Genomic DNA, 11,297 nt, shown 5'->3' with positions numbered 1-11,297 from the left:
GGGGCCAGGGGCGCGTTGCCGGAGGTGTCCACGAACGTCAGCGCCACCTCCCGGCCCGTCTCCTGTTCCCGCGCGTGCCAGAAGCGTGCGCCGGGCACGGAACCGTGATCGGCCAGGAGGCGGAAACGGCCGTCGGAGACCGGTGCGCCGGGCACCAGACGCGGGCCCCGGACCACACCGGCGGACATCGGGGCGGGCGCCGGGGAGGCGTTGAAGGCGTCCATGGTGACCAGCTGCGCGGAGAGCTCCTGCGGGTCGCTCTCGCCGACCTCGATGGCCTTGGACTGGTCGGGGCGGACGAAGCGGGACAGGCCCGGGATGCGGGCGAAGGCACGGCCCAGGTTCTGCACCTCCGGCAGGCCGGAGAAGCTCAGCGCGACGCCCGTCGCCACGAGGAAGACGATGCCCGAGATGCCCACCTTGATGAGCACACCGAAGGAGCCCATCCCCGTCAGGGAGGGCAGCAGCCAGTCGACGAACAGCGCCACCGCCACACCGGTCAGTGAGGCCGCCGTGGCCCACACGGTGGTGTGCAGCTGCGAGCGGGTGCCCAGGTGGCCGAGTTTGCGGCGCAGCAGCAGCGCGCCGATGACGGCACCGGCGACGAAACCGAAGCCGTTCGCGGCACCGAGCAGCACGACCACGCGCGAGGGCGAGGACGCCACCATCGGGGCCAGCAGCGACAGGACGATCTTGGTGGCCGTGATGCCGGCGATGATGAAGGTCGGGGTCCAGGCCTCCTCACGCGCGTAGAACACGCGCAGGTGCAGCAGCACCAGGGCGTAGGGCAGCAGCGTGAACGCGGAGAAGGACAGCGTCAGGCCGAGCAGGACGCCGGATTCGGTGTCGAAGTTGCGGTACGCGAACAGGGCCACGCCGATGTCCGGGCCGAAGGCCGTGAAGAACACCACGATCGGGATGAGCGCGATGAAGGTCAGCTTGGTGGCCATGTTGAGGTCACCGACCACCGCGCGGTCATCGCCGTCGGCGGCGTGGCGCGACAGACGCGGCATGATGGCCGTCAGCAGGGTGACACCGATGATGCCGTAGGGCACCTGCAGCAGCAGCCAGTGCTGCTGGTAGATGAGGGGGGCGGCGGCGTCGTAAAGCGAGGCGATGCGCGTGGTCACGATGTAGCCCACCTGGGACACCGCGACGTACGCGACGATGGCCACGGCCATGCCGCCGAACTGCTTGAGACGTTCGTCGATGCCCCACAGGGGACGCAGGTCCACCCCGGCGCGGCGCAGCGGCGGCACCATGATCGCGGCCTGGACGATGACGCCCAGCGTCGTGCCCAGGCCCAGCAGGAGGACGTGCGGGTCCAGCACCGGGGACTGGGCGGTCTCCCCCAGCTGGCCGGGCAGCAGCATGTACAGCAGCAGCACGGCGATGGAGACGATGTTGTTCGCCACCGGCGCCCAGGCACCGGGTTTGAAGATGCCCCGTGTGTTGAGCACCGCCATGAACAGGGCGAAGATGCCGTAGAAGAAGATCTGCGGGAGCAGCAGGAACGCGAAGGACGTCGACTGGACGACGTTGACCTCACCGTCCGAGTCCAGCATCATCCGCGTGAGCAACGGGGCGGCGATGACGGAGATGACCGTCACCACGATGAGCAGCGACGCCGACAACGTGAACAGTCTGCGGAAGAAGGCGGTGCCGCGGTCGGCGTCCTCCTTCTCCGCGCGCACCAGCACCGGCACCACCAGCGAGGTGAGCACCGCGCCGAGGACGACCTCGGTGATGAGGTTCGGCAGGGTGTTCGCCGTGTTGAACGCGGAACCCACCGCGCCACCGAGGGTGACGGCGATGAGCAGGTTGCGCACGAAGCCGGTGATGCGGGAGATGAGCGTGGCGATCGCCATCGACCCACCCGCCCGCACGACGTCAGCGTCGGAGGCCACTCCCCTGTCGGGACTGTCAGGCTCAGCGGGGGTGTCCGGCTCCGGGGCCCGCAGCCGGGACCGGTCCTCGAGGGGAGGGACGGGTGCGGGGGGTGCCGCCCGTTGCTCCGGCACGGGGGCCGGCGGGGTGGCGGCGACGAAGCGGGAACGGAGATTTTCGCTCATGGTCATTTCTCATCTAGGGACGCCGGCGTCGACGGTGACGCCCGACGCGGAACAGCAGCGCGAGCGCCAGCCCCACCACGATGAGCAGGGCGACGCCGTAGGTGCCGACGATACCGGCCCGTGTCTGCACTGTAATCTCCACCGGCGTCGAGATCGGGGACCCGTCGCGGGTGGCCAGCCACAGGCTCAGGTGCGTCTGGCTCTCATCGGGCAGGTCCGCGGTCAGGGGGACGGTGATGGAGCCGTGCGCCGGGATGTGCACGTACCCGTTCATCGCCAGCGTCGCACCCTCCGGCCCGGAGTACGCCAGATCGGAGTCCACGGGCAGCGGCAGGCCGTTCTCCGCGACGATGAGCAGCGGGGAACTCTCCGACGCCCGCGTGTACACGTTCCCCGGCGGGATCAGCGCCACGGAGCCGCGCAGCTCCTGCAGCGTCTGACGGTTGGCGTCGAGGCGGTGGTCGGCGGCACGGACGGCGTCGTCACGCGTGGCCAGGGAGCTTCTCGACGCCCCCGTCAACGCCACCAGGATGTCCCTGCGCAGCGGCAGGGTGAAGTCGTAGCGGTCGAGCTGGATCGCCGGCTCGTTGACCATGATGCGGGTGAGGTCGTCGGTGTAGCGGGTCTGCTGCGCGGCGCGGAGCACCTCCGTGTCACTGACCACCGCCGGGTCCGCCCACGGGCTGCCGAAGCGGGTGACGCCGAGGGTGGGCGGGGCGACGGGCTGTTCCTCCAGCCCCGGGGGCGGGGTCAGCGCGTCCTCGAGGGCGAGGGGGGTGGCGGCGGCGTCGTCGAGAAGCGTGGTGACGGTGCGCAGGAGGGTGGTGGCGGAGTGGGTGTCCAGAAGCGGGGGCGGCATGACCAGCACCGGCTGCGGGGCCTGCGCCCAGTTGCCGGGCAGCGTCTGCTCCCGGACGGCGAGGCGCACGGCCGAGGCGGCGGTGACGGCGCGGGCGGCCGGGGAGTCGAGGCGGTAGTCGAAGCGCCAGTCCGGGTGGGAGTAGCCCGTCGTGCGCGGCGCGGGGCCCGTCGCAGCGAGCAGCGACCCCAGCGCCGGCGGGTAGGTGGCGGCCGTGACGCCCGGCGCGATGAGCGCGTGGTTGCCCTGCCGCGGCACACCCCACACCGAGTTGGCGGACACGAGGGTGCGCACCGGGGAGGTCGGCGTCGGCGCGCCGGAACGGTCCGGGATGTGCGTGGACTCCAGCGCGGTGTCCCCCACCCCGGTGGGCTGCGGCGTGAGCTGGGCGACGGCCGCCTCCCAGGACTTCTCGACGGTGGCCGGCTGATCCGCCCACCCCAGCGCGGAGGCGGCCTGCTCGGTGACGTACCCGGACGGCGGGATGACCACGTTCGTCACCGGCGTCACCCCGAGTGTCTCCGCCAGGAGCTGCGGCCCCCGGGCGACGGCCTCCCGGAACAGCCACTCGTCCTCGGTGGCGGCGACGGCGTTGACGTCCGCGGCGGCCCACGGCAGGGCCACGACACACTCCGCCCCCTGCAGGCGCTCCAGCCACGCGAGCGCGTCGGCGGCACCCCGGCCCGGGACACCGGGGTCGGGCTCGTCGTCGGTGAACCAGCTGTCGCGCAGACGCTTCGTCTTCTGCGTCAGGGAGGGCCGCTCCCCGGCGACGGTGTACCCGGCCGTCATCCGGGCCACGGTGTCCACCAGCGCGGGATCCACCGCCAGGCAGGTGCCGCGCTGCTCGGTGGCGTAGACGTCGAGAAGCCCGCTCAGACGCCCCTCCGGCGCGAGCTGGCCCGCCAGCTGCTCCGACTGCAGGATGAGCGGGGTGTCCTCGGCGGCGCGGCCGGTCTCCCCGGGCACGATGTCCACGGGCGCGGTCAGCGGCAGCAGCACCGTCAGGCCCGGGACCTGCGGGGCGGTGACGTCCTCCCCCGCCGGGGCGGGTGCCGGGGTGACGGTGACGAGCATCCGCTCGGTCGTCTCCCCCAGCTGCAGCAGCAGCGGGAACGTCCCCTCCGGCAGGAACTCCGGCGGCAGGAGGAGGGTGACCTCCCGGCGCTCCCCCGGCCGCAGCTCCCCCGGCAGCTCCAGGCCCGGACCCTCCCAGGGGTACGCCCCGGTGTCCAGCGCGAGGACGCGCCGGGCCTCCTCCACCGTCCAGGTCGGGTCGCCGCGCCGGGCGGTGACGCGCAGGTCGGAGACGGTCTCCTCCGAGGAGTTCGACACCGTGAGACCCAGGCGCATGCCCTCCCCCGCGTGGACGATGTCGGGGGTGCGGGTGACGTCGATACGCAGGTCACCTGATTCGCCGGCCCGCGCCAGGGGGTTGACCCACGCCTCCCTCGTCTCCGGGGAGTAGGGGGTGGGGGCGGCGAGGACGGCGGGGGACGTCGAGAAGCACACGGCCGCCGCGGCGCACGCTGCGACCAGCGCCCGCATCACCGTGGGGTCGCCCTTCCCGCGGCCTTCTCCTCCCGTGCCAGCTCCGGCAGGAGGTCATGGGCGGTGCGCGCCAGTTTGCGCTCATCCGCGTAGGCCAGGTGCTCGATGAGCTCGGAGACCGGGATCCAGGCGACCTCGGTCACCTCCGGGTCGTCGTCGTTGAGGTCGCCGTCGACGAAGCGGAGCAGGTGGTGGTGCACCGTCTTGTGGATGCGCACGCCCTCGGAGACGAACCAGTAGTCGATGACGCCGAGGTCCGCGAAGGCCTCGCCGTACACGCCGGTCTCCTCCCACACCTCACGTTCCGCGGTGGCGCGGCGGTTCTCCCCCGGTTCCACGTGACCCTTGGGCATCGACCACAGCAGACGCCCCCGGCGGTCCAGCCGGCCGATGAGCGCGACGTAGATGCGGCCGAGATCGACCTCACCGGCGTCGTTGACCGCCTCCGCCAGCCCGGACACGACGAGGCCGCCCGCGGACGTCTCGTCACGGGTGGCCATGCGGTTCTGCTGCGGGCGGTGCTGCTTCTGCGACTTCTGCACCCGGTGCGGGTTCCGATTCGGGCGGCGGCGACGCTTCTGTGAGGGGCGCTGGGAGCTCTTCGTCTCGCTCTTCTCGCCCGTCTGCTTCGTCTGCTGCTGAGCCTGAGTTCCGGATCCACGACGACGCGAGCGGCGGCGACGCCGACGCTTGGGGCCCTGGGGATCATTCTCAGTCATCCCCATGATCGTAACCGGTGGGGCGACCTTTCGAAATTCCCAGGCCGCAGCGTGTCCCCGGTAGACTCACGGGTTGTGAACGCGGACGAGTCCCTTACCCCCCTGGCCCTGCTCGCGCAGGCTGAGCGCACGATCGCCGGCCTGCAGGACGTCCTCGGCGACCTCGTCGCCGAGTTCCAGTCCCGCTCCCTACCTCTCTATCTGGTCGGCGGTTCCGTCCGCGACGCCATCCTCGGACGCCTGGGCAACGACCTCGACTTCACCACGCCCGCCCGCCCCGACGTCATCTCCTCCATTCTGGAGGGCTGGGCCGGACACGTCTGGGACACCGGCATCGAGTTCGGCACCGTCTCCGCCGCACACCGCGGCCAGCAGATCGAGATCACCACCTTCCGCTCCGACTCCTACGACGGCGTCTCCCGCAACCCCGCCGTCATGTTCGGCGACACCCTCGAGGGCGATCTCATCCGCCGTGACTTCAAGGTCAACGCCATGGCCGTCGAATTGCTTGTCGACGACACCGGGCAGCTCTCCGCCCGCTTCCACGACCCCGTCGGCGGGCTGCAGGACCTGGTGGACCGCCGCCTGGACACCCCGGACGCCCCCGAGATCTCCTTCCACGACGATCCCCTGCGCATGCTGCGTGCCGCCCGTTTCGTCTCCCAGCTGGGCTTCGGCGTCGCCGGGCGCGTGAAGGCGGCGATGACCGACATGGCCGGGGAGATCAACCGCATCACCGCCGAACGCATCCAGGTGGAGCTGGACAAGCTCATGCTCGGCGAGGCCCCGTGGGCCGGCATGAACCTGCTGGTCACCACCGGTGTCGCCCGCCACGTGTTCCCCGAGATCCCCGCCATGCAGGACATGGCCGACGAGCACAACCAGCACAAGGACGTCTACGCCCACTCCATGCAGGTGCTGCGCCAGGCCATGGACCAGGAGGAGGACGGCCCCGACCTCGTGCTCCGCTGGGCCGCGCTGCTCCACGACTGCGGCAAGCCCGACACCCGCGCCTGGAACGACGAGGGCCGCGTCACCTTCCACCACCACGAGGTGGTCGGCGCGAAGCTGGTGCGCCGCCGCCTGCGCGCCCTGAAGTACTCGAAGCAGATGGTCGGCGACGTCTCCCAGCTCATCTACCTGCACATGCGCTTCTACGGCTTCGGCGAGGGCCAGTGGACCGACTCCGCCGTGCGCCGCTACGTCACCGACGCCGGGGAGCTGCTCCCCCGCCTGCACAAGCTGGTCCGCGCCGACTCCACCACCCGCAACAAGCGGAAGGCCGCCCGCCTGCAGCGCACCTACGACCACCTCGAGGAGCGCATCGCCGACATCGCCGCCCGCGAGGACCTGGCACGTGTCCGCCCGGACCTCGACGGCAACGAGATCATGGAGATCCTCGGCCTGCCCGCCGGCCCCGACATCGGCCGCGCATGGTCCTTCCTCAAGGAACTGCGCCTCGAGCGGGGTCCCCTGGAGCGCGAGGAGGCCGTCGCGGAACTCCGGGCGTGGTGGGCCGCGCAGGGATGACGCGTTTGCACAACCGTGCGGGTGGTGGGAAGCTGAACAGTCACAGGGTCAGCTGAGCGAGGGAGGTCGCACCCACCATGTCGATGTCTGATTTCTACGCCGATCGCCTGTTCAACGCCCTTGAGCGCAATGAGCCGGCGCCGGGCATGCTGCTCGTCGCCGCCCCGGGGATGCTGTCGGACGAGTTCAACCGTTCCGTCGTGCTCATCATCGAGCACAACGAGCACCTCACCTTCGGCGTGAATCTGGCATCCCGCAGTGACCTGGCCGTGTTCAACGTGATGCCGGACTGGCTGCCGGCCGTCGCGAAGCCGCAGGCGCTCTACATCGGTGGCCCCCTCAACCAGCAGTCCGTCGTCGGCCTGGCCATGACCAAGGCGGGCGTCGACATGGAGGAGGCTCCGCAGCTCAACCGGCTGGCCAACCGCCTCGCGCACGTCGACCTGCGCGCCGACCCTGGTGACATCGCCGAACTCGTCGAGGGCATGCGCCTGTTCGCCGGCTACGCCGAGTGGGCGCCCGGCCAGCTCGACGGGGAGATCGAGCGCGGCGACTGGTACGTCACCCCGGCGCTGCCGACCGACGTCATCGTCCCGGGCCGCACCGACCTGTGGGGCGACGTCATGCGTCGTCAGCAGCCGCCACTGCCGCTCTTCTCCACGTTCCCGGCCGACCTCATGGACAATTGATCCCCGAGATCCGCGCCGGACTGCGTGACGCCTGGGCCGTCGCCCTCGGGCTCGTCCCCCTGGGGCTGGCCTTCGGCCTGCTGATGACGCAGGTGGGCTTCGCCTGGTGGTGGACGCCGATCTTCTCGGTGCTCATCTACGCGGGGTCCATGGAGTTCCTGGCGATCAACCTGGTGATGGCCGGCGTCGGCCCCCTGTCGACGGCGCTGACCGCCTTCATGGTCAACTTCCGGCACATCTTCTACGGCCTCACCTTCCCCCGGCACCTCGTCCGGGGTCGGGTGGGCCGTGCCTACTCCACGTACTCGCTGACCGACGAGACCTACGCCATCGCCTCCGCCCACCCTCCGCGCTCCGGTACGCAGGTGCTGACGATCCAGATCTTCTGCCAGGCGATGTGGGTGGTGCCCGGCATCATCGGGGCGCTCGTCGGTGAGGTCATCCCGCCGGGCATCCAGGGCATGGAGTTCGCGCTCGCGGCGCTGTTCGTGGTGCTGGCGTGGGAGACCTTCCGCAGCAGCCGGGACCTCTCCCTGCCGCTGCTCGCCGGTGGCCTGGCGCTCGTCGTCGGGCTGGTGCTCCCCGGACAGCTGCTCATGGTGGCGCTGAGCGCCTACTTCCTCATCCTCATCGGTCGGCACCTCTCCCCCGCCCTGGACCGTCGTCTGGAGTGGAGGGTCTGATGCACGGGCTTCCCGAGGGCGTGACCCTCCTCCAGGTGTTCAGCGCCCTGCTGCCCATCGGGCTGGTGACGCTGCTGCTGCGCTGGCTGCCCTTCGCCTTCGTCGCGGCGCTCAAGGACAACCAGTTCTTCGATCTGCTCGCCCGGATGATGCCCGTGGGTGTCATGACCGTGCTGGTGGTCTACACCCTCTTCGGGCAGCGCTCGGCTCCCGGCGGCCTGGTGGCGGCGCTCATCGGCATCGCGGTGACCCTGGGGCTGCACGCCTGGCGCCGCGACTCCGGGCTGTCGATCCTCGGCGGGACCCTGGCCTACATGGGCCTGGTCAACCTCGTCTTCTAGCTAGCCGAGCTCCGGGAAGGCCGCCACGGCCTCCGCCCACAGGCCCTCGAACTCCTCCGGGGTGAGCAGACGGTGCTCGATGTCGGGGAAGTCGGCGTAGGTGTCCGGGTGCGGCACGACCGGGTTGGGGGCCTGCGCCAGGCCGGCGGAGGTGTCCTGGGTGGCGCCGCCGCGGATCGTCTCGGAGGGGTCCAGCTCGATGATGCGGATCATGGTGCAGGTCTGCGCGTCCCGCGGCAGGAGTTCTGCCACATGAATCACAGAACCCGCCCCCGGGATGCTCATGTCGATGCGTACGTGGATGTTTTGTTTCACGTGAAACATCGTAGGGGGCGGGCGTCGAAAAGCAATCAGGAGTGCAGGACCACCGGCTTGCGGGGCGGTGCCTGGCGGGCGTAACGCGCCGCCAACCAGGAGCACATCATGAGCTGCACCTGGTGGAAGATCATCAGCGGCAGGATGAGCAGACCGATGCTCGCGCCGCCGAAGATGACCGACGCCATCGGCAGGCCGGTCGCGAGCGACTTCTTGGTGCCGCAGAACTGGATGGCCTTCATGTCCTTCTGGTTGAAGCCCAGCTTCTCCGCGGAGAAACGGGTCAGCCACAGCATGATGGCGACCAGGACGATCGAGAAGACGATGAGGAACACGATCTGCCCCACCGACACATCCGACCACACACCGGCGACCATGCCCGCGGAGAACGCCGAATAGACGACCATGGTGATCGAGCCGCGGTCCACGATCTTCGTGGCCTTGTTCGCGGCGAAGCCCTTGACCCAGCGGCGCAGGACCTGGCCCAGGACGAAGGGCAGGAGGAGGAGCACGGCGATGTCGATGAACACCTGCGTGTCCACGTGGATCGTGCCCGCACCCGACATGAGCAGCATCACCAGCAGCGGCGTGAGGAACACACCCGCCAGGTTCGAGGCGCTGGCCGCGACGATCGCGCCGGCGTAGTTGCCCTTCGCGATCGACGTGAACGCCACCGAGGACTGCACGGTGGAGGGCACCAGCGTCATGAAGAGGATGCCCAGGTACATGTCCTCACCGATCAGCCCCCCGAGCGGACGCAGGGCCACGCCGATGACCGGGAACACCAGGAACGTGAACGCCAGGATGAGCAGATGCAGCCGCCAGTGCAGGAGACCCTTCACCGCCTCCTGCGTCGACAGGCGGGCGCCGTAGAGGAAGAAGAGGAACGCGATGGCGATGTTCGTCGCGGTGGCGAACCACTCCGCGAAGTCGCCGCGGGCGGGCAGAATGATCGCCACCACCACCGCCGCGATGATGAGAAGGATGAGCGGGTCAGTCCGCTTGAGAAGGGACAACATGCCCTGAAGTTTACGGCGGCGGCCGAGGCTCCACCTAGCATGGGGCACATGACGCTACTTTTCTCGCCGCTGCGCCTGCGCGATCTGGAGATCCGCAACCGTGCCTGGATGCCGCCCATGTGCCAGTACCACGCCTTCGATTCCGACGGCACCCCCGAGGACTGGCACCTCGTCCACTACGGCGCCCGCGCTGCCGGAGGTTTCGGCCTGCTCATCGCGGAGGCGACCGGTGTCGTCCCCGAGGGGCGCATCTCCCCGCTCTGCACCGGTCTGTGGAACGACCGCCAGGAGAAGGCCTGGGCGCGCATCGTCCAGTTCGTCCACGCGCAGGGCGCGACAATGGGCATCCAGCTCAACCACGCCGGCCGCAAGGCATCCACCGCGCCCTGGCGTCCCGGCCTGGGCGAGGGCTCCGTCCCCCTCGGCCACGGCGGCTGGCGCACCGTCGGTCCCTCCCCCATCGCGCAGGAGGGTATCGACGAGCCCCGCGAGATGAGCGTCGAGGAGATCCAGGCCGTCCCCGGTCAGTTCGCCGCCGCCGCCGAACGCGCGGTGCGGGCCGGCTTCGACACCGTCGAGATCCACGGTGCCCACGGCTACCTGCTCCACCAGTTCCTCACTCCCCTGGCCAACCAGCGCACCGACGAGTGGGGCGGCTCCTTCGAGAACCGCACCCGCCTGTTCCTCGCGGTGGTCCGGGCCGTCCGCGAGGTCATCCCGGAGGGTATGCCGCTGCTGGTCCGCATCTCCGCCACCGACTGGATCGACGGTGCCTGGGACCTCGAGCAGTCCGTGCGTCTCGCTGCCCTGCTTCGCGACGCCGGCGTCGACCTCATCGACGTCTCCACCGGTGGTGCATCCATGGCGAAGATCCCCACCGGCCCCGGCTTCCAGGTCCCCTTCGCGGAGGCCATCCGTCGGGAGGCAGGCATCCCGACGGCCGCCGTCGGGATGATCACCGAGCCCGAACAGGCCGAGGAGATCCTCCGGGAGGAGCGTGCCGACGTCATCCTCATCGGCCGCGCCGCCCTGCGCGAGTCCGGGTGGGCGCTGCGTGCCGCCCACGAGCTCGGCCTGGAGCGGGACGAGATCCCCTACCCCGGCTCCTACTGGCGCGCTACCTGGAGACGCTGAGCGTCCCGCCGCTCTGCTCCAGCTTCGCCGGGTAGAGGGGATCCCGGGACGGTCCCGAGACGACCGAACCGTCCGCGATGTTGAACACCGAGTCGTGGTTGGTGCACCGCACGGTGTCCCCCTCCACCTCGGTGATGGGGCTGCGCTGGTGCGGGCAGGTCTGGGAGTAGGCGACGTAGGTGCCCTCGGTGGGCTGTGCGATGATGAAGCCGTCGAAGATGGTGGCGCTGCCCACCGGGACGTCGGCAGCCGCGACCTCCACGCCCGGTTCGCTGCCGCAGGCCGCCAGGAAGGCGCCGGCGAAGGTCGTGGCGGTGCCGAGCAGGAACATCCGTCGTGAGCACGTGTTTGATTCAGACATGCCCTCAGTATGCCCCTGCCGTGG

At 70.2% G+C, this 11,297-nt stretch carries 10 protein-coding genes and 1 pseudogene; 5 read left to right on the top strand and 6 right to left on the bottom strand.

Features of this window, described 5'->3' with window-relative positions:
• From murJ to GXZ33_RS06945, 3 genes and pseudogenes are all read right to left on the bottom strand, one after another.
• Positions 1 to 2,078, bottom strand: a 2,078-nt coding sequence (murJ, locus tag GXZ33_RS06955; protein WP_291340116.1) for a murein biosynthesis integral membrane protein MurJ, incomplete at its 3' end; no start/stop codon positions are given.
• A 7-nt stretch (positions 2,079 to 2,085) separates the two neighbouring features.
• Positions 2,086 to 4,479: a DUF6049 family protein gene (locus GXZ33_RS06950; RefSeq protein WP_291340115.1), complete on the bottom strand. Its 2,394-nt coding sequence runs from the start codon at positions 4,477 to 4,479 to the stop codon at positions 2,086 to 2,088.
• Positions 4,479 to 5,060 (bottom strand): annotated as a pseudogene (locus tag GXZ33_RS06945) (NUDIX hydrolase); the annotation flags it as partial. The pseudogene GXZ33_RS06945 and the gene GXZ33_RS06950, both read right to left, overlap by 1 nt.
• A 192-nt stretch (positions 5,061 to 5,252) precedes the next feature.
• On the opposite strand from GXZ33_RS06945, the gene GXZ33_RS06940 reads away from it, so the two are divergent.
• The 4 genes from GXZ33_RS06940 (at position 5,253) to GXZ33_RS06925 (ending at position 8,444) form a co-directional block, all read left to right on the top strand.
• Positions 5,253 to 6,731, top strand: coding sequence for a CCA tRNA nucleotidyltransferase (locus GXZ33_RS06940; protein WP_291340114.1), 1,479 nt, complete (start codon positions 5,253 to 5,255; stop codon positions 6,729 to 6,731).
• Positions 6,732 to 6,814: 83 nt separating this feature from the next.
• Positions 6,815 to 7,420 (top strand): YqgE/AlgH family protein, encoded by a 606-nt coding sequence (locus GXZ33_RS06935; RefSeq protein ID WP_291340118.1) that lies wholly within the window; start codon positions 6,815 to 6,817, stop codon positions 7,418 to 7,420.
• Positions 7,417 to 8,103 (top strand): AzlC family ABC transporter permease, encoded by a 687-nt coding sequence (locus GXZ33_RS06930; RefSeq protein ID WP_291340113.1) that lies wholly within the window; start codon positions 7,417 to 7,419, stop codon positions 8,101 to 8,103. Before GXZ33_RS06935 ends, GXZ33_RS06930 begins: the two co-directional genes overlap by 4 nt.
• Positions 8,103 to 8,444: an AzlD domain-containing protein gene (locus GXZ33_RS06925; RefSeq protein WP_291340112.1), complete on the top strand. Its 342-nt coding sequence runs from the start codon at positions 8,103 to 8,105 to the stop codon at positions 8,442 to 8,444. The genes GXZ33_RS06930 and GXZ33_RS06925 overlap by 1 nt, the downstream gene beginning before the upstream one ends.
• Here GXZ33_RS06925 and GXZ33_RS06920 read toward each other — a convergent pair whose 3' ends face one another.
• Both GXZ33_RS06920 and GXZ33_RS06915 read right to left on the bottom strand, forming a co-directional pair.
• On the bottom strand, positions 8,445 to 8,768 hold the full coding sequence (locus GXZ33_RS06920; RefSeq protein ID WP_291340111.1) for a hypothetical protein: 324 nt from the start codon (positions 8,766 to 8,768) through the stop codon (positions 8,445 to 8,447).
• Positions 8,769 to 8,794: 26 nt separating this feature from the next.
• Positions 8,795 to 9,778, bottom strand: coding sequence for a bile acid:sodium symporter family protein (locus tag GXZ33_RS06915; RefSeq protein WP_291340110.1), 984 nt, complete (start codon positions 9,776 to 9,778; stop codon positions 8,795 to 8,797).
• Between the two features lie 48 nt (positions 9,779 to 9,826).
• On the opposite strand from GXZ33_RS06915, the gene GXZ33_RS06910 reads away from it, so the two are divergent.
• Entirely contained in the window at positions 9,827 to 10,912 is a 1,086-nt protein-coding gene (locus GXZ33_RS06910) for an NADH:flavin oxidoreductase/NADH oxidase (protein ID WP_291340109.1), read from the top strand.
• Here the strand turns inward: GXZ33_RS06910 and GXZ33_RS06905 are convergent.
• Positions 10,896 to 11,243, bottom strand: a complete 348-nt coding sequence (locus tag GXZ33_RS06905) for a Rieske 2Fe-2S domain-containing protein (RefSeq protein WP_291340117.1) — start codon at positions 11,241 to 11,243, stop codon at positions 10,896 to 10,898. The genes GXZ33_RS06910 and GXZ33_RS06905 overlap by 17 nt on opposite strands.
• Positions 11,244 to 11,297: the final 54 nt, after the last annotated feature.

The organism is Corynebacterium sp., assembly GCF_012838985.1.
Lineage (GTDB): Bacteria > Actinomycetota > Actinomycetes > Mycobacteriales > Mycobacteriaceae > Corynebacterium.
Note: the sequence above shows the minus strand (reverse complement) of the source record. Positions and strands in the feature narration are given on the sequence as shown.